Origin of the sequence: Sutcliffiella horikoshii, from assembly GCF_019931755.1 — a bacterium.
GTDB classification, from domain to species: domain Bacteria; phylum Bacillota; class Bacilli; order Bacillales; family Bacillaceae_I; genus Sutcliffiella_A; species Sutcliffiella_A horikoshii_E.
In genome coordinates this window covers 2,331,331-2,355,269 of record NZ_CP082918.1, presented here as the reverse complement: position 1 = coordinate 2,355,269, position 23,939 = coordinate 2,331,331, and the positions used below count along the sequence as shown (strand labels likewise).

General features: G+C 39.1%; 21 protein-coding genes. 17 read left to right on the top strand and 4 right to left on the bottom strand.

Going from position 1 to position 23,939, the window contains the following annotated elements; all coding sequences use genetic code 11:
- Nucleotides 1-34 precede the first annotated feature (34 nt).
- Both K7887_RS11960 and K7887_RS11955 read left to right on the top strand, forming a co-directional pair.
- On the top strand, nt 35-286 hold the full coding sequence (locus K7887_RS11960; RefSeq protein WP_223489453.1) for a DUF2535 family protein: 252 nt from the start codon (nt 35-37) through the stop codon (nt 284-286).
- 123 nt (nt 287-409) lie between these two features.
- Entirely contained in the window at nt 410-1,252 is an 843-nt protein-coding gene (locus tag K7887_RS11955) for a DegV family protein (RefSeq protein ID WP_223489451.1), read from the top strand.
- Nucleotides 1,253-1,310: 58 nt separating this feature from the next.
- On the opposite strand, the gene K7887_RS11950 is transcribed toward K7887_RS11955, so the two are convergent.
- Nucleotides 1,311-1,826 (bottom strand): PCYCGC domain-containing protein, encoded by a 516-nt coding sequence (locus K7887_RS11950; protein ID WP_223489449.1) that lies wholly within the window; start codon nt 1,824-1,826, stop codon nt 1,311-1,313.
- Between the two features lie 123 nt (nt 1,827-1,949).
- A complete protein-coding gene (locus tag K7887_RS11945) occupies nt 1,950-2,210 on the bottom strand; it encodes a hypothetical protein (RefSeq protein WP_223489447.1) in 261 nt (86 codons plus the stop codon).
- 131 nt (nt 2,211-2,341) lie between these two features.
- On the opposite strand from K7887_RS11945, the gene K7887_RS11940 reads away from it, so the two are divergent.
- From K7887_RS11940 to K7887_RS11885, 12 genes are all read left to right on the top strand, one after another.
- Entirely contained in the window at nt 2,342-3,322 is a 981-nt protein-coding gene (locus K7887_RS11940; RefSeq protein WP_223489445.1) for a nucleoside hydrolase, read from the top strand.
- 131 nt (nt 3,323-3,453) lie between these two features.
- Nucleotides 3,454-4,926, top strand: coding sequence for a spore germination protein (locus tag K7887_RS11935; protein WP_223489443.1), 1,473 nt, complete (start codon nt 3,454-3,456; stop codon nt 4,924-4,926).
- A 9-nt stretch (nt 4,927-4,935) separates the two neighbouring features.
- A complete protein-coding gene (locus K7887_RS11930; RefSeq protein ID WP_223489441.1) occupies nt 4,936-6,045 on the top strand; it encodes a GerAB/ArcD/ProY family transporter in 1,110 nt (369 codons plus the stop codon).
- Nucleotides 6,042-7,166, top strand: a complete 1,125-nt coding sequence (locus K7887_RS11925) for a Ger(x)C family spore germination protein (protein ID WP_263290305.1) — start codon at nt 6,042-6,044, stop codon at nt 7,164-7,166. The genes K7887_RS11930 and K7887_RS11925 overlap by 4 nt, the downstream gene beginning before the upstream one ends.
- Nucleotides 7,167-7,289: 123 nt before the next feature.
- Complete coding sequence (locus K7887_RS11920; protein WP_223489437.1) at nt 7,290-9,731, top strand: hypothetical protein; 2,442 nt, start codon at nt 7,290-7,292, stop codon at nt 9,729-9,731.
- Nucleotides 9,728-10,660, top strand: a complete 933-nt coding sequence (locus tag K7887_RS11915) for an ABC transporter ATP-binding protein (RefSeq protein ID WP_223489435.1) — start codon at nt 9,728-9,730, stop codon at nt 10,658-10,660. Before K7887_RS11920 ends, K7887_RS11915 begins: the two co-directional genes overlap by 4 nt.
- Entirely contained in the window at nt 10,660-11,505 is an 846-nt protein-coding gene (locus tag K7887_RS11910; protein ID WP_223489433.1) for an ABC transporter permease, read from the top strand. Before K7887_RS11915 ends, K7887_RS11910 begins: the two co-directional genes overlap by 1 nt.
- 7 nt (nt 11,506-11,512) lie before the next feature.
- A complete protein-coding gene (locus K7887_RS11905) occupies nt 11,513-13,066 on the top strand; it encodes a hypothetical protein (protein ID WP_223489431.1) in 1,554 nt (517 codons plus the stop codon).
- Nucleotides 13,067-14,074 carry an AAA family ATPase gene (locus K7887_RS11900; protein ID WP_223489429.1) on the top strand — a complete coding sequence of 336 codons (1,008 nt, stop codon included), beginning with the start codon at nt 13,067-13,069 and terminating at the stop codon, nt 14,072-14,074.
- A gap of 5 nt (nt 14,075-14,079) precedes the next feature.
- Nucleotides 14,080-14,943 carry a DUF58 domain-containing protein gene (locus K7887_RS11895; protein ID WP_223489427.1) on the top strand — a complete coding sequence of 288 codons (864 nt, stop codon included), beginning with the start codon at nt 14,080-14,082 and terminating at the stop codon, nt 14,941-14,943.
- A gap of 5 nt (nt 14,944-14,948) precedes the next feature.
- A complete protein-coding gene (locus K7887_RS11890) occupies nt 14,949-16,754 on the top strand; it encodes a vWA domain-containing protein (RefSeq protein WP_223489425.1) in 1,806 nt (601 codons plus the stop codon).
- Nucleotides 16,738-19,503 (top strand): VWA domain-containing protein, encoded by a 2,766-nt coding sequence (locus K7887_RS11885; RefSeq protein WP_223489424.1) that lies wholly within the window; start codon nt 16,738-16,740, stop codon nt 19,501-19,503. Before K7887_RS11890 ends, K7887_RS11885 begins: the two co-directional genes overlap by 17 nt.
- 403 nt (nt 19,504-19,906) lie before the next feature.
- Here the strand turns inward: K7887_RS11885 and K7887_RS11880 are convergent, their stop codons facing one another.
- Nucleotides 19,907-21,178, bottom strand: coding sequence for an MFS transporter (locus K7887_RS11880; RefSeq protein ID WP_223489422.1), 1,272 nt, complete (start codon nt 21,176-21,178; stop codon nt 19,907-19,909).
- A 121-nt stretch (nt 21,179-21,299) separates the two neighbouring features.
- Here K7887_RS11880 and K7887_RS11875 point away from each other — a divergent pair, with 121 nt between their 5' ends.
- The gene (locus K7887_RS11875) at nt 21,300-21,893 is read left to right on the top strand and encodes an SCO family protein (RefSeq protein ID WP_399208272.1); all 594 of its coding nucleotides are present in this window, start codon (nt 21,300-21,302) and stop codon (nt 21,891-21,893) included.
- Between the two features lie 18 nt (nt 21,894-21,911).
- Here K7887_RS11875 and K7887_RS11870 read toward each other — a convergent pair whose 3' ends face one another.
- On the bottom strand, nt 21,912-22,055 hold the full coding sequence (locus K7887_RS11870; RefSeq protein WP_223489419.1) for a hypothetical protein: 144 nt from the start codon (nt 22,053-22,055) through the stop codon (nt 21,912-21,914).
- Nucleotides 22,056-22,172: 117 nt separating this feature from the next.
- Here K7887_RS11870 and K7887_RS11865 point away from each other — a divergent pair, with 117 nt between their 5' ends.
- Both K7887_RS11865 and K7887_RS11860 read left to right on the top strand, forming a co-directional pair.
- Nucleotides 22,173-23,078 (top strand): SGNH/GDSL hydrolase family protein, encoded by a 906-nt coding sequence (locus K7887_RS11865; RefSeq protein ID WP_223489417.1) that lies wholly within the window; start codon nt 22,173-22,175, stop codon nt 23,076-23,078.
- An 11-nt stretch (nt 23,079-23,089) separates the two neighbouring features.
- Nucleotides 23,090-23,677: a YpmS family protein gene (locus tag K7887_RS11860; protein ID WP_223489415.1), complete on the top strand. Its 588-nt coding sequence runs from the start codon at nt 23,090-23,092 to the stop codon at nt 23,675-23,677.
- The last annotated feature ends 262 nt before the right edge of the window (nt 23,678-23,939 follow it).

Below are 23,939 nucleotides of genomic sequence, written 5' to 3'. Positions count from 1 at the left end.
AATCTTAAACGGGTGAAAAAAGAGGATTGATATTTTGCTATGGAAAAGCCTAGAGTTCACGATTAATGAGGGACAGAAGGTAAAAGTCATTGAAATTCCAGTATTGGAGGACGATAGCACATATCATTTTATGGTTCGAGTCAGATTGGAGAGATTTATAAAAATAATCCTGTCTGAGAAGGAGCCAAAGCAAGTCTATTCTTTCAAGGATTACTTGCGAACAGTGTTGAAATGGCCTGATTATTGTAAAGTTGTCAAAACAGATATATTAAAAAATAATGCTTAAACTCACGTTAATGTGATAATATTAATACAGGGCCCACACCCTGTATTTTTTTTGTTTTAAGTTTGAACAAGCCCGCTTCAAAGGTATAATAGTAAAAAGGATATAATTGGGGAAGTGAATTTAATGACAAATGTAAAGATAGTGACAGATTCAACTGTTGATATTGATCAGTCCATCATTGAAGAATTAAACATAGAAATTGTTCCGTTATCCATTACGATTGACGGGGAATCATACATAGATCGATTTGGAATTAAACCTGATGAATTTATGGATAAAATGAAACATTCTACTGAATTGCCAAAAAGTTCCCAACCTGCTGTGGGTACTTTTGTAGATGTTTACAACCGTTTAGGTGAAGATGGTAGTAAAATCCTATCCATACATATGACCGGAGGCATGAGCGGGACGGTAGGTTCTGCTGAAAGCGCCGCTGGTATTAGCGACAGTGATGTAACAGTAATTGATTCGAGGTTCATTTCTTTTGCTTTATCTTTCCAGGTAGTGGCCGCTGCAAAAATGGCCAAGCAAGGTAAAGGGTTGGAAGAAATCGTTAATAAGATAAGTGAGATTCGTTCCAATACGGATCTATTCATTATGGTAGATACATTAGACAATTTAGTGAAGGGTGGCCGAATCGGAAGAGGAAAGGCACTAATCGGTTCATTGTTGAACATCAAGCCGATCGCCTCTTTGGCAGATGGGGTCTATACGCCGGTGACAAAAGTAAGAAGCCAATCACAAGTAATTAAATTCTTTACAAAGCAGTTTAAGGAAGATATTGCAGGGAAAGTGGTAAAGGGTGTGGGGATTGCCCATGCCGGATCATTAAAACAGGCACAGGCATTAAAAGATGCTCTTTATGAAGCTTCAGGGTTTGAAGATATTCAAATAGCTTATACTACCCCTGTAATCTCTACACACACAGGTCCAGGTGCAATGGCTCTAATGTATTATGCAGAATAGATCATAAAAAAGGGCCCCGGGAAATGTCATCATTTCCGGGACCCTTTTATTCTTTATTCTACCCATCCGCAGGTTCTGGAGTTGGAGTAGGTGTTGAATAGCCTTCTTTATAGGCTTCGTCAATCATATGTCTGATTTCTTCTACGCTTTTCCCTTTGCTGTATTCCAAGACGGAAGTGGCTGCTATTTCTAAACAGACCCCACATCTTGTACCATGGTCATCCCAAACCAGGGAACCATCTTCATTAGCTTCATGCACAAAACAATTATAACTGCTTTTATGTCCAGCAGAAGTGCCGCATCCACAATAACATGGAATAAACTCCAAAACTTCTTTATGCTGGGCTGCAGCAGAATAGATAAGTTGCATGTCTTCGGGCTTGTCCTCTAAAAATGACGGCAATACTTCAACAGAAGCTGTTTCTTCCCTAAGGTCTCCTTGGAAAAATGATGGCTTCTCATTATGATGGTGTTGTTCATCACTGTGTTTTGCATTGTTATTTTGCGTTTCCGTATTGGAACAACCCACAGTAAGAACCAACATACAGGAAACAGTAAATGCCAATTTTTTCATAAATTACACCTCGTTCACATAAACTGTACTAATCTACTATAACATAATGAAGTACAGAAAAATCTAACACAATTGTGAACGAGGCTAAACGGATTTTTCGGGGAAATCCGTGATACTAATTTTTTACCAGAATAATAAACCGCCTAACACGACACCTGTTACAAATGCAAGAGGGACTGCTACAGGATTATATCCATATCCTCCGTAATATCCACCCCATAATCCCATGCCATATCCACCGAATCTATTTCTCCCTGTTGGTTGAATGTAAACGTGGCTTGGAGACACTCTTACGATTCTTCCGTGATGGGATGAACCGTCACGACATCTTACCGTGACCATTTGCCCCTGGTAACGACGACACTGATTATAATATTGAGACATGTTTCCTTCCTCCTATCCAATTTAATCCCTATTAGACTATTCAGCCCCTGTCCCTTGTGCCTGTATGTTTGTCATGGTTTGTCTTCATATAAAGAATAAATAAGGACTCCATAACTTAGAGGTGGATCTATATGAAGAAGAAAGTGCTATTGTTTGCCGATTTTGGAATTGATGATATAATGGCGATCATTTATGCCTATTATGAAAAAAATGTGGAGATTGTAGGAGTAGTTGCAGAATACGGAAACGTCAATAAAAGAACAGCTATCAGAAATGCCAAGTATATACAAAGAAATACTGGTAGATACGATATTCCCCTTATTGGAGGAGCTGAAAGGTCTATGATAGGAGATCCTCCAATCTATTATCCTGAAGTTCATGGACCGGAGGGATTTGGAGGATATGTACTGCCAGAGGATTTTCAAGAAAATAATAATGTGTTTGAAAACTTTCACCAAATTTATGACATTATAGAAAAATATGAAGGAGAACTATCCATAGTATGTGTTGGAAGACTGACTTCCCTGGCTACCTCCTTTATCCTTTATCCTGAAACAGTGGCAAAGGTAAGGGAATTCTTTGTGATGGGAGGGACTTTTAATTTTCCAGGAAACGTCACTCCGGTAGCAGAAGCAAATATTTATGGAGACCCGTATGCTGCCAATATTGTTATTAATTATGCTAAAAACCTGACTATATTTCCGCTAAATGTAACACAAAAAGCGATTTTGACTGCAGATATGGTGAATGAAATAGATAAAATAAATCAAGAAAAAAACAACCAACTAGGAACCATCATTAAACCAATGATGGACTATTATTGGCAATTTTATAAATCGCAGATCCCGAACATCCCCGGAGCTCCTCTTCATGATGTGGTCACCCTATGGGGAGTTTTTAATGAAAAGGAAATCCAATATGAATTAAAACCGGTGAGGGTAGTAACCTCCACAGGACCGGCTTTCGGGCAGACAATTGGAGATTTTCGCGATTTTGTGCAATTGGCTGTATATCCTGTTCATCGAATAGCAATGGAGTTCAACTACCCATCATTTATTAAACGGGTCATGGAAGTATTAACATTTGAATTAAATAATAATAAAATTCCTTAAGCCGGCCCTATACCAGAGGACCGGCCTTTGAATTTAAACCAGTATTCCAGAAATGTCTTAAAGAGATTTTCATAAAATCTCGCATGTTGGTAAGTATACTTATATATGGGAATAATGGAAGGGTGGTCCATATGGAGAAAAAGAATCTTTCAACATACGATATATGCGATCTTCAAGAGCATTTCAAAAAGACCTTTCATGATAGTCCTGATCTTTTTTTCTATGAAATGAAAAGAAATGATTCATCTATCCTTTTCATTTATTTAAAAAATCTTGTTGACCTTACTGTGCTGAATCAAACAATATTACCTTCTATTATAGAGAAAACTAAAGATAGTTCTGTAGACTTTCAAGAATTAATTTATCAATTGCCAACAACCTTAGCCAAGCTGACAGATGATATGGATGAAATAATCAATAAGTTATTGGATGGAAATGTATTTTTATTTACCACTAAGGCTGAGAAAGGATTATTAATCAACTTAGTAAAAAAAGTGGAAAGAGGGTTAGAAAAAGCAGAAACAGAATCGCTTGTTTTTGGCCCAAAGATTTCCTTTACTGAATCCTTAAGTACAAATATTAGTATTATTAGACAAAATATAATTTCTGAAGACCTTTGTACAGAAAAAATGTCTGTAGGAAAAAAGAACGCGACAGAAATAAGAATAGTTTACTTAAAAGGGATGGCAGACGAGGAAATAGTCCAATCGATAAGGGATCAAATAAACGCGTTACAAGTAAATGATATTCTTGATACTTCTGTGTTGGCTCAATTAATAGAGGACAACAGCTATTCCATCTTTCCACAGTATGTTCAAACAGAACTTCCTGATAGGGTGACATACAGCGTAGAAAGAGGAATGGTTGCAGTATTTGTGGACAGAAGTCCCATGGTTCTGCTTGGTCCTGCTTCACTTTTTAATTTCTTTGAATCTACAGAAGATGTTTATATGCGATGGAACATGGGAAGTTTTATCAGGTTCTTACGTTATTTGACCATGTTCCTTTCTGTTATTCTGACTCCAGCATATGTTGCCATCATTACATATCACTATGAAATGATTCCGTCTACCTTGTTGGTTTCACTCGGAGAATCAAGATCAAAAGTACCATTTACTCCTATTTTTGAAGCTTTATTATTAGAAATAATGATTGAATTGCTTAGAGAAGCAGGAGCAAGGCTACCTACAAAAGTGGGGCAAACAATGGGTATAGTTGGAGGTATTGTATTAGGACAAGCGGCAGTAGAAGCAGGATTTACTAGTAATATTCTCATTATCGTTGTAGCTCTAAGCGCTCTGGGTTCCTTTACTGCACCAAGTTATTTAATGGGGACTGCAGTGAGGGTGATAAGATTTCCGATATTAATTCTAGCAGGTATATGGGGAGGAATTGGGATTAGTCTTGGATTATGCTTTTTACTCATTCACTTAATTCGCTTGACAAGCATAGGCGTACCTTACCTTAAACCTATTTACCCATTTGACAAAGAGCATGCATTAAATACCATTTTTCGGATGCCAATCCATCTATTAAGGACCAATCCGGATAAGAAAGGATTTTTTACTTTTCGTCATCAAAGATCTCAGGACATAGATGAATAAGGTGAAGAAATGATGAATACTGCTAATAAGAAGAATTCTGTCGTACTATCTGCATATTTGGTGTTCTTTATTGTCCACACAAACCAAACGGGTGTTGGAATTGCTGGTATACAACGTATCATTTTCCTTGAAGCTGGCCAGGATGCATGGATTTCCATCATCATTAGTTATATTGGGATGGCAGTAGTTGTATATGCCATGTGCTATATTCTCAAAACATTTGAAAACAAAGACTTGTTTCAAATACATAAGTTATTATTCGGTAAGTGGATAGGGAACATAATTAATTTAGTCTTAGTCCTCTATCTTCTAGCAGGACTGATGGCGATCCTTTTAGGTTATACGGAAATTGTGCAGGCTTGGATTTTTCCAGATTTAGAGACGTGGGCGATCGTCTTAATTCTACTCCTGATTTCTATTTATGGTGTATATGGAGGGATAAAGACAATAGTTGGTGTAAGTTTTTTAGGGTTCTTTTTAACTATTTGGCTTATTTTCATGCTTGTAGTTCCCATACGGTACATTGATTGGACAAATTTTTTTCCAATCATGGAAGCTTCTCCAAAAGAATTGCTATTGGGAGCATACAAGACTTCTTTCACTGTTTTAGGGTTGGAGATGTTGTTATTCGTTTACCCGTATATTCGTGACAAACATAGAGTGCATATATACGCTCAAATCGGAGTTTTTTTCACGTTCGCTCTAATTTTTGCCGTAACCTTTGTTGCAGTTGGATACTATAGCGGTGAGCAACTCGAAAAAACGATATGGGCAACACTGTCGATGTTTAAAATAGTACAGTTTCCAAATCTGGAGAGATTTGAATTTCTTGCAGTGTCCTTATGGCTTGTGATCATTCTACCTAATACATTGTTTATGCTTTGGGCTGCTACTAAAGGTTTAAAGCGAATATTCAACCTAAGGCAGAAAAGCCTTGTCATTATAACCAGTATATTAGTCTTAATCTGTTCCATTTTTTTTCAAAAACGTGCCAACATCAATGAATTTGTTGATATTGTGGGATTGTTTGGATTTTATTCTATTTTCGTCTACCCCATTCCCCTTGCAGTTATTGTATGGATAAGGAAAAAAATGAAAGGTGGGGTACAGACAAGATGAAAAAGATATTAATGATTTGTTTACTTGTCATCTTAAATGGGTGTGTCAACCAAAAACCATTAGAGGAACTCGGATTAATTACAGCTGTCGGTTATGATAATCAGGATGGGATGCTAAAAGGTTCAATCATCTATTATGAATTCGATCCATTGCATCCAAATAATACGAAAATGGTCACATCCCTGGCGCACACAAGTAAAGGTGTGCGCCAAAAAGAAAACCTTGCTTCTAGTAGAAGACTAGTATCTGGACAATTGAGAGTAGCGATTTATGGAGAGGAGTTAGCAAAAAGTGGAATAATTTCTATTATAGATACCTTATCTCGAGATTCGGAAGTAGGTACAATGTCGTATCTTGCGGTAAGTAAACCACAGGCATATGACCTTCTTCAACTTTCTCAAGAATCAGAAGATGTAACAAATGCGGGGACTTTTCTATATGACTTGATTACTCAAAACGTAGAAGCGGATTCCCTGCTTTCGCCAACTTTGCATGAATTTATGCAGTGTTATTACAGTGAAGGACGCGATCCGGTTCTCCCTTTATTAAACTTTAAAGACGGAACAATTATAATCGAAGGTATTTCACTATTTCAAGAAGATAGGGCAGTAGGTCAGTTAGATAGTAGTGATTCTTTCTATTTAAAGCTGCTGTTGGATCCCTTTGAGGCTGGGAGTACGGAAATAATTCTTCCTAAGGAAAAAGTTAATGAATACATTCTTACTAGTAACAATAAACAAAAGGAAAGTGTATATATTTCACTTGATCATCTTAGAAGCGATACTGACATAAAGTTGCTTGACAAACAAACCCCATCATTTTCAATAAAAATTAAAGTGAAATCCCGAATGCAAGAGATATCAGAAAACTATGATTTGGGTAATCCAGAAGCTATAAAAAGGATGGAAGAGGCAATAGGAAAAGAAATGGAACGGCAATTAATACAGGTGCTTAATAAAAGCAAAGAAATGGGCGCAGACCCAGTTGGATTTGGGAACTATTATCGTGCAAAAGTAGGGTATGATACATTCAGCAAAGAGGAATGGAAAGATCATTATCAGAACGCAGAGTTTAAAGTGAAAATTGACGTGGAAATCTTGCGTACCGGCGTGATGGATTAAAAGAAGGGAAAAAAACCCTTCTTTTTTTTATTGAATTTGAAACTTTTTCCTATAAGGGTACGTCTAAGAGATAGTTATTTAAATATAGAAAAGAGAGATTGTTATATTTAGGGGGAAAAAAAGGTGAAGGTATGGTTGTTAGTTAAAAAATGTTTGTTGTTGATGGTTATCGGTTTATTTTTATATCCGTCATTTTCAAGCGCGGAAACAAACTTGGAAGTGAAAGTGGAATTCGGTGTTGATAACAAAGTACAGATGGGCAAGGGTCATCCAATCAGGATTGAAGTGGTGAACAAAGGCGATGCGATTAAAGGTGATATCGTCGTATTTTCCAGCCCTACATATAATATGTCCGGTAGTTATGTCATCCCGGTTGAGTTAGAAGCAGGAGGTTCCAAAACGTTAGAACTAGCAGTAAAAGGCACTTCCGATCATATGTCATATAACTACTCAGGCACAAGAAATGATTTTGTCAGTTTTTATGAAGGTGGAGTAGAAAAAGGAAAAGAAGTAAAGCTAAAAGGAAATGCAAATGCTCAACCAAGGTATATCGGGGATAACAGAGTTGTACTAGGAGTACTCAGCAATAAACATGATGCTGTAAACTTCTTAAAACTAGTAAAGTATCAAAACGAAAGTATGGAGTTGCTAAACATCGGCAGTGAAAACATTCCCAATGAATCATATGGACTGGAAATGTTTGATATTCTATTGGTTCACGATTTTCCGTTGGCCACACTTACAGCTCAACAGCAACAGGCTATTAAGGATTGGGTAAATAACGGTGGCTCTTTGATGTTTGATACAAAGGTTGGCCTAAGTCAAGATTTAGGAGAACTGCAGGACTTTCAACTCCTAGATCCGACTAATGAAACGTCCCTTTTAAAGTTGAATAAGGAAAGTAGTTTTCCAGACCTTCCTATATTCACTGGTAATCTGTTAAAAGAAGATGCAACTGTATTGACGAAGGATGGAGATACGCCGATTGTACTTATGATGAACGCAGGGACTGGGACAGTGACCCAAATCGCAAGTAACTTGGCTTCCCCTCTTTTTGGAGAATGGAGTGAAATAAACACATGGTGGGGCAGTGTACTTCAAAAGGTTACATCAAAGAGCCCCAACTACTATAAAATGCCTGTCATGGAAGAGCTAAGTCACCAATTGAGTCCAATTGGCGAAGCGTTTCCGGGTTCTATCGTTTCGGTGCCGCTTTTAATAGGTGCCTTTGCGATATATTTAATCTTAGTAATTCCTGTTTTGTATTTCATTCTCAAGAGAACGGACAAACGTGAACAGGCATGGTGGATCATTCCAGCTGTAGCCATCTTTACAAGTATTGCAGTTTTCGGTATTGGTGCGAAAGACAGAATATCAGGAACACAAGTGAATGAAGCAAGTATACTCCTCTTGGACAATGAGACGGAAACTGCCAGTGGCTATGGGGTAGCGAGTATCCTTACAAATAGTGGCGGCAATTATAAGATGGAAACGGGAGAAAATACTACGCTTTTCCCAATGACATACGGTTATAATGAAAATTTCGAACTGATGAAGAACTATGCTTATGTCAGTTCTCTATCTAAAGGAACAGAGATTACATTCAATGATGTGGAGTATTGGTCAACGCGTACAAGTATTGGTAACGTAAATGCCTTGCCTTTAGGGAAAATAGATCATGCACTCTCTATAAAAGACGGAAAAATACAAGGGACAATATCCAATCAGATGCAGTATGAGTTAAAGGACGCTTTTCTACTATCAGGTCGCGACTCAGAAGCACTTGGAGATATTAAAGCAGGGGAATCAGTGAACCTAGAGTATGAGGTGTCTGGAGGCAACATCGCCAATGCGTTGACGGCACCAAGCAGCACTTCTGCTACTAAGGCATTTCCAAAATTCCAAAGTTATTATAATCAAGGACCAGGCGCTAATCAAATTGAAAAAGATGAACTTGAAGACTATAAAAAGTTTCAAATGCTGGATTTACTTGTAAACAGAAAAGATATCTTCTCTATAGCCTCTCAACCTATTTTGGTGGGTTATGTAACAGATGGGGTGATGGAGACGAAGGTAGATGGAAAATCCGGAAAATCGAATGCCTCTCATCTTGTTGTATTACCAGTCACAATCACTAATTCAGGTGGAGGAAGCTTTAGCTTTACAGAAGAACATTTGTCTCCTAACCTTGCAGTAACAGAAGGTGAAACAGGAATGGTACACCATAACGGTCTGGATTTTGGAGAGCCATATGTATACCTGGGTGGAGGGACGTATGACTTTACCTACAGCCTTCCGGATATGGTGGATATTGAGAAAGATGAAATGAAAGAAGTGAAAATTAAACTACGCTCTAGAGATGGAAGTGTGGAGTATTTTATCGTTAATCATAAGAAGGGTGAAGCAGAAGCACTTGAAAATAAAGCTTCTGTAACTTTAGAGGGGAATCTTTCTGATTATTTCAATGAACAGGGAAGCATTACGGTTCGTTTAAAGGTACCAAATAATTTTGATAGAGATATACAAGTACCGGGGCTACAGGTAGAAGGAGCGTTAAAAGAATGATAGAGACCATTAATCTTACAAAAAAATATGGTAAATTTACAGCGTTGGATTCATTAAACTTAAAGGTTGAAAAAGGTACAGTATTTGGATTTGTCGGCCACAATGGAGCGGGGAAATCCACAACATTTTCCATACTCTCTACGCTTCTTGCGCCTACATCTGGGACTGCTTTTGTAAACGGATATGATGTTACGAAAAATCCAAAAATGGTTCGGAAATATATTGGATATATGCCTGATTTCTTTGGTGTTTATGATCAGTTCAAAACCGATGAATATCTTGACTTCTATGGAGCAAGCTATGGCATCCCTTTGGAGGAAAGGCAGAAGCTGATTCCTCAGCTTCTCGAGCTTGTCAATCTGACGGATAAGAAAGATGCTTATGTAGATGTATTATCAAGGGGAATGAAGCAACGATTATGTCTAGCAAGAGCACTAATACATGACCCTGAAGTATTGATTTTGGATGAACCCGCATCAGGGTTGGATCCAAGGGCAAGAATTGAAATGAGGGAAATATTGAGGGAATTGAAAAGCATGGGCAAAACAATCATGATTTCTTCTCATATCCTGCCAGAACTTGCGGAAATGTGTGATGAAATTGGCGTTATCAATGGTGGGAAGCTTGTTGCTACAGGACGAGTAGAAGAAATCCACCAACAGTTGCAAGCCAATAAAGTATTGAAAGTGCTCATTCTTAAAGATATTGATAAAGCAATCAGATTTTTCGAGGATATACCTAGTGTTTCCAACATTCAACTAAGTGAGCAACGTTCAAATCTGCTTTCCTTCTCGTTTGAAGGGACCGACGAAGAACAAGTTGAATTGCTTAAAAAAGCATTAGATTCAGGTGTGATGATTCTAAGTCTTAGTCAAGAAGAATCTAACCTGGAAGATATCTTCTTAGAAATTACAAAGGGTGTGGAATAATGAAAGCTCAACTAATCAACCCCATGTTAAATAAAGAGTTCAAGTTACGCTTCAGGAGTTTCAAAAGCTTCCTGGGAATATTATTCTACCTGGGTGTGCTAGGCTTAATCGCTTTGTTTTATATTTACATGGAAACAAGATTCAATACGATGGGCATGTTCCGAGCAGAAAACAGTAAAAACATGTTCATGATCTTAGCATTTGTGCAGCTTGCTTTAATTTTCTTTATGACCCCTGGATTAACCGCGGGAATCATAAGCAGTGAGCGGGAAAAACAGACATTGAACATTCTTTTGACCACACAGCAATCTTCCACAAGTATCATTGTCAGCAAGTTGGTGTCATCCCTATCATTCTTATTATTAATTGTAATTTCAAGCTTGCCGTTATATAGCATCGTATTTTTATTTGGGGGAATCTCACCAAAACTACTGTTATTGACATTCGGAGTATATTTGCTTTCCATGGCTACCTTGGGAAGTATCGGCGTTTTCTTCTCCACGCTCATTCGTAAAACGATTGTTGCGATGGTTTGTACGTACGGTGTAGCCTTTTTCCTTGCTGCTGGGACAGCTATCATCACCATGTTCACGATTAGTTTTACGCAATATGGGGGAGCTGGACCACAGTCAAACCCACTCCCATATTTTATCGCAATGTTTAATCCTTTTGGCGTAATGTTGGCGCTGTTTGAGCCTGGTGCAGCCATGGAATTGAAAAATGTGACAGGAATAGATATGCACCTCGGTGTTGGGTTGATCATTTCCTATATCACTATTTCTATCATCTTGATTTTACTTAGTATTAAAAAGTTACGCCCAAATATGAGATCACGAAAAGGGTAGATGACCTATGAAGGAAAAGGATCAAATAGTCAGGTTTCTCATTTCCATCAGAAGAAAACTTAGATTTCACCGCATTTCTAAACAGGCGCAATTTGCCATCTTGGCATTTTGCGTCAGCTTCTTAAGTGTGCTCATCGTTGCTAGAATTGTCGTGACTCCATACTTAATGGAAAAGGCTCTATGGATAGGCGGTATCGTCTGTTTAGCTGTATTCCTACTCTATTGGAGGAATAGGCCTTCAACATGGGATGCAGCAAAATACTCTGATGAGTTTCTGGAAGAGGATAGATTAACAACGTCTCTGGATTACGTCAACGATACCTCCTTGGTCGCACAACTACAGCGTAAAGAGGCTTATGATCATCTCAAGAGAAAAGAGAATGATATTAAAGAAGCAAAATTAAAGCATTTCCACCCCAAAATATTAATTATGACCTTGTTAACCGCTTGCGCCATCACACTCTTGATTTTGTTCCCAAATGACAAAATGCAAGAGGCACAGGCTTTAGAGGCGGAACGAGAAATTATTGAGGAAACGCTGGAAAAAGTAAAAAAAGATGCCGAGGATTTAAAAGATAACGAAGGCATTAAGGAAGAGTTAGAAGAGCTCAAAGATCTTAAAAATGAGAATGATGCAGATGAGCTCCTGAAAGAACTAATGAAAAAAGAAAATAATTTATCTGAAAAAATGAAAGAGCTCCAAGAAAAGGAAGCCAGCTTAAAAGAACTTGCAAAAGAACAACCCGATAACTCATTGGCGAACCTTGCTTTGAATAAAAAAAATGAAGAACTCGAGAAACTTCTTAATGAAATGAAGAAAAATATCGGTTCCTTATCAGATGAAGAGAAAAAAGAGTTGTCCGAACTTTCGGAAAGCCTTTTAGACCAGGCGGAATTGGATATGGAGCAATTGTCTGAGGAGGAATTGGAAGCATTATTAGAGCAACTCGAGGAAATAATGCAGGACATTTCGGCACTTTCAGATATGGAAGCTTTACAAAATGCCCTTCAAGCAGCAGCTTCTAATCAACACGGAAAAATGTCGCAAGCAGGGTTTAACCCCTCAAAGCTGACTTTATCCAATTCTAACAATTCTTCTGCAAATCAAACTGCCCAGAACCAAAATCAAGGGCAGGGCCAGGGCCAGGGACAAGGTCAAGGTCAGGGACAAGGCCAGGGACAAGGACAGGGCCAAGGACAAGGACAGGGCCAAGGCCAGGGTCAAGGACAAGGCCAAGGACAGGGACAAGGTCCAGGAGGCAGTGGCAACGGGCTAGGGGCTGGTGTCGGTGTAGGGGAGCAAACCTTTACGGTGCCCTCCAACATCCAAAGTGATGTTCAAAATGAAACGGATGGCGGTCCAACTGGAGAAGGGCAATCAGAATACGAAGATGCTCCTGATTCTCCGACCCTAAGAGGGGAAGCAAGACCGTATGGAGAAGTATTCTCTTCTTATGAAAAGTCTTACAGGGAATCACTTGATAGAATGCAATTGCCATCAAGGTTAGAAAATGTCGTTAAACAATACTTTAGTGAAGTGGATCCGAAGGGAGCAGATTAAGTGATCAGTTTGGAAGAGAAAGAAAAGGAACTGAAATATTATCAAGATACATTGCAAGAAGTGAAACAAGAAATCGGAAAGGTGATCGTTGGACAGGAGGAAGTGATTGAACAACTGATCTGGGCTATGGTGTCAGATGGCCATGCCTTACTCGAAGGGATGCCGGGTGTGGGGAAGACCATGCTTATTCGCACAATATCCGAAGTCTTAAGCTTTGAATTTTCAAGAATCCAGTTTACTCCTGATCTGATGCCATCTGACATCACCGGTACAAAAATGATCGAAATACATGATAACGGAAAGCAATCCTTTGTGTTTCATGAAGGTCCTATTTTTTCCAATATTGTTTTGGCGGACGAAATAAACCGTGCAACACCAAAAACACAAAGTTCCCTTTTAGAAGCGATGGCAGAGAAGACAGTTACCATCATGGGGGAAACAAGAAAGGTTTCCTCTCCATTCTTTGTGCTCGCAACACAGAATCCAATTGATATGGAAGGAACTTATCCGCTGCCGGAAGCGCAGATGGACCGTTTCCTATTGAAAATTAACATGGGCTATCCAAAGAAGGAAGAGTTATATGAAATTATCAAAAGAACAACAGGAACAGAATCCTATCATGTTCAGAAGCTATTAGATACAGAGAAAATGCAAAAAATCCAATTGGCAGTAAAAGAAATACTAGTTTCACAGGAATTGTTAGACTACACGGTACAACTCATCATGGCAACTCATCCTGAAGAAGAGCATGCCAGTGAGCTTGTGAAAAAATATGTGCGATACGGTGTGGGGCCTCGTGGAGTTCAAAGTTTAATAAAGGTAGCAAAAGCAAGAGCATTTTGTTCAGGTCGCTTTCATGTTTCCAAAGGGGATATTAAACATGCTGCCTTCCCTGTCCTTCGTCACCGGTTGTTCCTGAATTTTGAAGGGGAAGCTTCTGGGATTAAAGAAGATCTAATTCTTGAGGATGCCATACAGTACACTGATAAAGTATTGAATGTCAGGTAGCGGTTATGTTGAATTCTATGATAACAAAGCAACTACAGGCCCATACGCTTCAAGCAGGCAAGCTCAAGAGAAGCTGGCATAAAGGAACAAGAAAGTCGACAAGGTTCGGAGCATCTCATGATTTCTCTGATTATCGCATGTATGAGCAGGGTGACGACCTCAGGCAAGTGGACTGGAATATCTATGCACGTACGCAAAAACACTATATTAAACGGTATCTAGATGAACAAGAGCTATCTGCTACCATTTATCTGGATTGTACAAATTCCATGGCAAGTTCCCCTGCCAAGTGGAAGCTAGCCAAAACACTCACAGCTTCATTTGCCTATATTGGACTTAGTCAGGATGATCGTATATCCATTATGGATGTCCATGGGGAGCAGGCTCCTTATTTATATCGCAAAGGAAAAGGACACCTCCATCAGATGCTTCAATATGTAGAGGAGATTAAAGCTAAAGAGTCCTCCCTGCTATTTTCTGAAGCGGCTTTAAATCATGTGCAAAGGAAGAGCAGTGTATCCATTGTCATCAGTGACTTATTGGAACCTCTTGACTCGGTCATCCACACATTGAAAATTATTCAAGCTAATCGACAGCAAATCTATTTGTTGCAAGTCTTGGAAGAGGATGAAGTAGATCCAAGTTTTGATGGCGACTTTATGCTCATTGACAGTGAAACCAATCATGAAGTGAACGTGACCGTTTCTGAATTTACTAGAAAGAATTATAAAGAAAAGATGAAACAAAGGATGGAGATGCTCGAGGGGTTCTGTTTTGAGAGGGGAATCTCCTACCTTATGTGCCATACAGGAGAGAAAGTGGAAGATATTTTATTCAAAAGGATGACCTCTAAAGGTTGGATTAGGTGATGGGAATGGGTTTTACAGCACCAATATATTTTTTGTTCAGTGCATTTTTACTTTTAGTTATCTTGATGTATTTTTTTCGAAAGCAGTATGAAAAGAAAGCGATCCCTTCTGTTTTGTTATGGCAGGAATGGATGAACGAATTTGAAGCTCAAGCTTGGTGGAGAAAGTTGCAGCACCATCTGCTGCTATACCTTCAGTTATTGGCACTGTTGTTTCTTATTTTCACTTTGACTCAGCCCTTCTTTGAGAAGGAAGGAATAGAGGGAGACCATATCGTTTTCATTGTGGATACATCCGCATCCATGACCGCACTGGAAGGGGAAAAGTCTCGTCTGGAGTTGGCCAAGGAGAAAATGGTGCAAACACTTGATAAAATTGATCATCAAGAAATGACTGTTATCGTGGCCAAGGAAACGCCTGAGATTCTATTGGAAAGGTCACAATCACCTAAAGAAGCAGTCGAACTGGTGGAAAACTTGGGTCCTTCTTACGTTTCAGCAAATGTGATAGATTCCATCAATATGGCAAAGAGTCTTTTAGGAGAAGAAAACGGAAATATACAGCTTTTAACCGACAATTTTTCCAAAGAAGCACCTTTAGAGCTTCATAATAACACCACCTTCTTTGCACATAACATAGGCAATTCCCACCAAAACTTGGCAGTCGAAACTTTTGGGGTAACCATGCGTGAAAACCAAGTAGTTGGTGTAGTTACTGTGAAAAATGAAGGAAACGATTCAATGGACTTTAACTTATCCATCTATAATGATCAAGAGGAAGACCTGCAACAAGTTTCCGAGACAGTGGAAGGCAACAAAGTAAAGACTATTTATCTTGAAGAACTGCCACCTGCGACAATGTATAGAGCTGTCGTGAGTGGAGATAAGCAATATAAGTTAGATAATGAACAATTCGCTTTTCTGGGGCAGCAACAGGACCCTACAGTTTACGTTCATAAGGACATACATCCATTTGCCAGGAAGGCTGTTGAAATAGCAAGCACCAATGTCATCCACCTTTCCTCGAATTCAGCGGAGGAAATTAAATTCGATGGTGTTCACCTCATTAAAGGAGTGGAGAGAAGCGACTGGCCGTCTGGTCCTAAGTTAGTATTCCTTTCAGGTGAAGATGGGGAAGATGAAGTGGTACTTTCGGGTGAGGTATCCGCTAGTATGGCAGATCCATTAATGCAATCAGTGGAAATGGAGAATGTGTATGTGGAAAAGGCTTTTTCTTCAAAGGAATTTTCCTCATTAGATGTAGTTGCAAGCAGGGGAGAAACGCCTCTGATTCTTTCAGGAATCTATGAAGGTGACCCAATTATTGTCGTAACATTTGAGCTTGGCTCAAGTGATTGGCCGCTCCATCCTGGTTTCCCATTGTTCATGTTTCATTCTATTCAGGAATTGACACAGAACAAAGGTATGTTGGGATATTTCTATCCTGGTCAGACGATGGATTATTTTCCTGCTTCTGATGTCAAAAAAGCGGAAATCCTTGATAAGGATGATAAGGTTGTCTTCTCTTATGAGACATTTGAACAACCTATGGATCTCCCGCTGACACCCGGTCTGTATACACTAAGAGAGACAATGGACCAAACGGAAGAATCCAGGACTTTTACCATCATGTTAGAGGAATCAGAAAAATCGATTAAGACAGAAGAAAGCTTTAACATATCGGCAGTTTCCTCTGGCGATCAGGAAAAGGAGACAACAACAAGCATTAACATCTCCTATTTATTTTTATTACTTGCTCTTGTCGTATTACTGGTAGAATGGGAGGTTTACAGACGTGGAATTTCAAATTGAACACCCTCTCATGCTTTTATTTCTTATCCCGGTCTTAATCAGTCTAGTTTTGTTCTGGCGTAAAAAGAAAACGAAGCGGAAAAAGGAATATGTCATCATCTCCTTGCGAAGCATCATCTATTTCCTACTTATACTTGGACTATGTATGCCATCTTTTCTTTCCCCTGTAAAAGGAACACATACCGTTTTTCTTGTCGATCAGTCCGACAGTGTGAAAAGGATGGAAGGGCAAATCCTTTCCTCCATTAATGAGGCGATCGAGCAAAAGAAAGAAGAGGATAGTTATAGCATTGTTACTTTTTCAGAAAAGCCTAAACTTGAACGTTCCTTTACCGACGAACAAGAAACGATTCAACAGCTTTCTGTAAATGACAGTCCTCAATTCACGAATCTAGAAGAGGGATTGAAATTTGCTGCAAATTACATCCCGGAGGATCGTAAAGGCAGAATTGTTTTGATGACTGATGGAGTAGAAACAAACGGGAACAGTGCCAGACAATCCACCTTTTATTCAGGACGAAATATAGAAATGGATGCAATGGCTTTTCAGTCACCCTTTGTGGAAGATGTGTCACTTCAATCCTTTCATACTCCACAATCAAGCTTTGAAGGGGAAGCGGTTCCTTTTCAGGTCGGTTTAGAAGCCAATGTGGACACAACAGCCACTCTGCATATAACTCAAAATAATGAAACCATCATAAAAGAAGAAATTGTAGTGGCAAAGGGATCGAATAATTACTCCTATTCCGTTCCATTAACAGATCCTGGATTGTACACATTTAAAGCAGAAATTTTTCCAAAATCAGATAAAATTGTGGAAAACAATATATCTCACTCCTTAACACTAGTATCGGGTCAACCTAAAGTACTCATGGTCGATCAAGAGGGTGAAGGGGATAATGTATTCCGTGCGTTAGATGCAAGCGGATGGAAGATTGATCGTATCCATCCAAGCCTGTTGCCGACGACACTTAGTGGTTTCCTGGCATATGAAAGTATTATTTTCCATAATGTGTCTGGTCACCTTTTAAGTGGTAATCAGATGGAACTCATTGAAACCGCAGTCAGGGATTTTGGTGTAGGCTTTACAATGACAGGAGGTAATGAATCCTATGGTCTAGGCGGTTATTTCCAAACTCCGATTGAGAAAATACTTCCGGTGGATATGGATGTAAAAGGCAAAAAGGAAATCCCATCACTTGGTTTAATCATCGTACTGGACCGTTCGGGAAGTATGATGGGAGAAAAATTTGATTTAGCGAAAGAGGCTGCCGCTCGTTCTGTAGAACTGTTAAAAGAAGAGGATACATTTGGTTTTATTGCCTTTGATACCGAACCTTGGACAGTCGTAGAGACCGAACCGATCAAGGATAAAGAAGAGGTAATAGATACAATCCGTTCAACTGCATTGGGTGGTGGAACAGATATATTCCCTGCACTTAACCAGGCTTACGAGCAATTGAATGAGATGGATTTAAAACGCAAGCATATTATTCTACTGACCGATGGACAATCCAATGATGGACCTTATGAAGAAATCATCGAAGAAGGCTTAACGAACAATGTCACATTATCCACAGTAGCAATCGGTGGAGATGCAGATACTTCCTTGTTAGAGGAACTTGCAGAAATCGGGACAGGTAGGTTTTATGAAGTTTATGAGGCAAGCTCCGTCCCGAGTATTCTCTCAAGGGAGACGGCCCTTACTACCAAAACATATATAGAAGACAATCCACATGTACCTACTGTATATGCAGGATATGATTGGTCTAAGAGGTTCGAAAGCGGGACGCCGTTTCTAAATACGTATATTGCAACTACCCTGAAATCAAGGGCTGAACAGATCATATCAAGTGAAAAAGAGGACCCAATCCTCGCTCGAATGAATTACGGCCTTGGTAGAACGATCGCCTGGACGTCCGATGTTTCCGGAGCTTGGAGTGGTGGGTTCCCTTCATGGAAAGAATGGACCTCTTTTTGGAACGAAATGATAACATGGTCATTGCCATCTTATGAGCAAGGTGCTTATGACATCACTTCCTCTGTTGATGGAGGAAGAGCTTCCGTGAAGGTGGAAGCAATCGAGGATATACTAATGCCGGTTTCTATCTCTGTATCAAACAATAAGGGGCAGATTATCGAAGACGCTAAAAGTAAAATGGTGGGACCTGGCCAGTACGAAGTGGAATTTTCAGCCATACCCGATATTTACTTCCTCAATATTACACAAGAAGAGGAAGGGGAGACGGTCTCAACCTTTACAAGCGGAATGGTTGTCCCTTTTTCCACAGAATTTGAACAAAGGCCTGTAAATTTGGAGTTGCTTGAAAATATAACAGCCAATCAAAATGGAATGCTGATAGAAGACCCAAAAGATGTCTTCCGTCCCTATCATAAAAATGTTTACCAATCTCAGACGGTGTGGCTCCCTTTTATCATCATCGCTTTTTTCTTATTGATTATTGAAATCTTTATAAGAAGATTTGGTTTGATATCACTTGCCTTCTCGAAAAAAGGGAAGGAGAACAAGGATAAGGTCAAGTCAGAGAAAAAATGGAAGGCACCTGTAGTTAAAAGAAATAAAGCACCACTCAAATCCAGTCAGCCTGTAAAAAGGGAAGAGCCGAAATTGGAACAAATGAAAGAATTTAAACGACGAAAAGATACAGAAGATAAACCAAAAGAAACAAAAGCCTCAGAGGATCGTATGAATCAACTCTTAAAAGCAAAGAACAGGAAACGCAGATAAAAATTTAGATATTTGTTGATTACCGCTGTTCCTTTCCGCAAATGGCTTCGCTTTCCGCGGGACGGCGCTTGAGCCTCCTCACAACGCTTCAGGGGTCTCAACCTACCGTTACTCCCCCGCTGGAGTCTACGCCATTTGCTCCAATCCACAGCTGAAACTTACGAGAACGAAATGTTTTTGCTTTTACAGGTAACTCAGTTAGGTGATTTTTCACAATCCCTTCAGTTAATGAAGTAGCTTTGTTGATTGGAGTGGAAGGCGCGCAGACGCCCGCGGGAGGAAGGGACAGGTGAGACCCCACAGGCGCAAGCCGAGGAGGCTCACGGACCGCCCGCAGGCAAGCGAAGTGCCTGGAACGGAAATCAACAGGATTTATTCTATTTAAAAGAGGTTGACATAAAAGTCAGCCTCTTTGTTTTTTTCTTTGAAATGGAAAGTGGAATATGGAAAACCTGTTGATGATGGCATGAAACGAGATGCTTTTATTTGTCTTATCTAAATAGAAGAAGCAAAGGATTGCTTGTAAAAGACAGAGTAAAGAAGATAAAACAAAAATCGTGGGAATAGAGAAATCCATAAAATAGCCAAATACCATTGGGCCGAGCGCAATTCCAACAAATCTGACCGACCCGTACAAAGCCGTCACAAATCCTCTCGCTTCTTTTTTTACAGAATTAGTGATGATGGCATTCATACATGGAAGAATGATGCCAATAGAAGTGCTAATCAAGGATATGAATAAAATCGTCCACCAAAGGCTGTCATAAAGCAATATCCCTAGTAGAAAGACGCTCAATAGCAAAAAGTTCACAATAAGAATTCGGTTTATGTAATTGCTGAACTTTCCAATTACATTTCCAGTAAGAAAAGAAGCAACCGTCAAAAACAAAAGCGGGAAAGAGAGTATGACACCATTCATAAACCCATGCGTCTCAAACTGACTCTCCAAAAGGTCTGAAGAATAAAAGAGAATGCCAAATAGCAGGAAAAGACACAGCGCACCTGCACTATAACTTGTAAGTAAATAAAACTTATTATCTTTCATAACCCCTGCTAAATGTCTTGCATAGTCCTTAAAAATCAACTTTTCAGAAGGAGACTCCTCGTTTTTAACATATAAAATAAACAAAATAAACAAAATGCTACATGCTAACGGGAAGACGAAGAAAATATAATGCCACATGATTAACGCTATAAATGCTCCAATCAAAGGCGAAACTACTTTCCCTAAACTGTTGGTTGTTTCCATTAGACTCAATACCTTCAACTGTTTACTTCCTGAAAACAAATCTGCAACGATTGCCATCGCAATTGGAGCTGTACCAGCCGAGCCTATCCCTTGAAGAACCCTGCCAAAAATGATTCCTTCAAATGAAAAAGATGTTTGTAGAATCGATGCTGTCCCTGAAACCAATCCGCCAATACCATAAAGCAAAAGAGAGGCAAGTATTATGTGCTTTCGGGAGAACCTGTCTGACAAATATCCGATGAAAGGGATGGTAACTGCTCCCGCAATGGAAAATATCGATAGGATAAGGCTGGCTTGTACTTGAGTTAGTTGCAAATCATGACGGATTTCAGGAAGCACTGGAATTAGCATCGAGTTTCCAAGTACAAGAATAAAGGAAGTTGATGTAATAGATATAATACTAATATTCTCAGATTCTCTTCGCATCCCTTAACCCCCATCTATATTAAATATGTTTTTTTTATGAATTTCATCAGGAGTTCCTTTTATATCCCGGTGATAAATGGTACGATTTGATTGAAAAATGGAAAATAACTAGCGAAATCAGGTGAAGCGCGTGTTAAATAACAGTAAAATAATAGTAATAGGACTTTGTTCAGTCATTCTGGCTGCATGTAGTTTCAATTCAGAAATACCCGATACAACGGATTGGGAACTGGCAAATTTTCAGTACATAAATCAAGATAACGAGCAGGTTAGTTTAGAGGATTTGAAAGGTGAAGTCACAGTAGCGAATATGGTCTTTACTAACTGCACAACTGTATGTCCTCCTATGACGGCCAACATGGCCAGGTTGCAAAGAATGGCCAATGAAGAACAATTAGATGTTCAATTTCTGTCTTTTTCTGTTGATCCAGAAGTTGATAGTCCTGAAGTACTTAAAGAGTTCGGGAATAACTTTGAAGCGGACTATACTTCTTGGGACTTTTTAACAGGCTATACACAGAAAGAGATAGAAAAGTTTGGAATGGATAACTTTAAAACAATTGTAGCTAAACCCAAAAACGGGGGAGAAGTTGTCCATGGAACCAGTTTTTATTTGATTGACCAGGAAGGTACGATCATTAAAAGTTATGATGGCTTGGATGTTCCTTACGAAGAGATATTGGAACATGCAGAAATTCTCTTAAGTAAAAAATGAAGTTCTTAGGATCACTCTTTATTCAGAGTGATCCTTTTGATTCTTATCAAACTCTTCTTCTCTGCTGGCACTCAATCCATCAGCGACTATCACATGTAGTTCCTTTGAAAATAACTCTTTGGAAACCTCTTCGTTGCACGCAAGAATTTCTTTTTCCTTCAATTTAATGGACCCCCTAACCTTTTAGTTTTTGAAAAATACACTAGAGTATGTTATAAAAAGTGTACTGTCGTATAATGTAAGTAACGGTTTTAATCCTTAACAAAATAAGGAGAATGCATGATGGTTAAATTTTGGAAAATTGCCTTACTGGGCCTTATAATAATTAGTATGGTTAGTTGTTCTGCAGAAAATTCTTCAAGTTACGTATTAGAAAAAGCGAAAGAGCGAAGAGAAAGCCAAAGTGAGAGAAAACTTTTCAAAGATTTCTTTAAAGAAGAGTCTGTGGAAAACCAGAATAAAATAATGAATATCGAAGAAAAAGAGGAAGTTACGGAAGAGTTCTTTGACAGGTCGTTTAAGTTGGTCTTTTTCGGTGACTCCCTCACACAAGGGGTTGGAGATGAATCCAAAAACGGCGGGTTTACTTCCATTGTCAAACAACATTATGAAGCTAAACCGTATATCGATAACGTAAGTGTCACCAATCTTGGTGTCCGGGGAAACCGTACAAATCATCTCTTAAAAAGACTGGAAGACCCAGAAGTCCAAGAGGCTCTTGCTGAAGCCGATGTGATTTTCATGACTGTTGGCGGAAATGATTTAATGAAGGTGATCCGTGAGAACTTTCTGGATCTAACATTTTCCCTATTTGATAAAGAACAAGAATTGTACGCAAAAAGGCTGGATAGCGTTCTTGGAGAAGTCAGAAAACATAATGATTCCAGTAGAATATACCTTGTGGGTCTATTCAATCCTTTTTATCACTTTTTTCAAGAAATAAAAGAAATGAATGAGGTAGTAACTAATTGGAATGCTACAACTATTTCAATCCTTGATGAATATCCTAATACAGCCTATGTTCCTATACAGGACATCTTTATAGACCCTGAAGAGAATCTTCTTGATGATGACCAGTTTCATCCGAACCAAAAAGGGTATCAGTTAATAGGTAACAACATCGTGAATGAAATAAAACGATTTAATGAGGAGACCTCATTGGAAGAGATGTTAGAAGAAGAGTAGTGGAGAGGATTATGGTGAAAAAAGTTATAAACTGGAAAACGGCATTTCTAAGCTTGCTAGTTATAAATATTTTAATTGCCGGAATAGCTATATTTTTGGTGTTGCTGCCAAAAAACTCGAAATTCAACCTAACCAGCAGGGATGATGATCGAAAAAGGGTCGCATTTACGATTCAGTCTGATAAAGAAGACTTAAATGAACTTATACGTTATTATTTGGAAAGAGAAACGAGACGCCCTTTAAATTATGAAGTAGTTCTGACCGACAGAGTGGAGCTCCGGGGTGAAATGACCGTGTTTGAAAGAGACATCCCCCTGACTATGACATTTCTTCCTGAAGTACAGGAAAACGGCGATGTTGTCTTAAAACAGGACTCCATGTCGATTGGAAGGTTGCAAGTACCTGTATCCATGGTTTTAAAGTATGTAGGTGATAATTATCCATTACCACCTTGGGTTAAGATCATACCGAACGAACAGAGCATTTATGTCGCTTTGCAAGAACTAGAGCTGCAGAGTGATACAAAAGTAGAATTCACAAAATTCGATGTCGAACGCGACGATATCGAATTCAAACTCCTAGTCCCGGTGGAGGACTAACTTTAAAAAGGCATGGTGATTTTTTCACCATGCTTTTTAAATTTGTAAGACGGTTGATTTCCGTTTCAGGCGCTTCGCTTGCCTGCGGGCGGTCCGTGAGTCTCCTCAGGCTTCGCCTTCCGGGGTCTCACCTGTCCCTTCCTCCCGCGGAAAGCGAAGCCATTTGCGGAAAGGAACAGCGGCGATTAACCAATAACAAAAATATGTAGCTTTTAAGGACCGGGCGGTTTCTGCCCGGTTTTTATTTTTCATATTAAATATC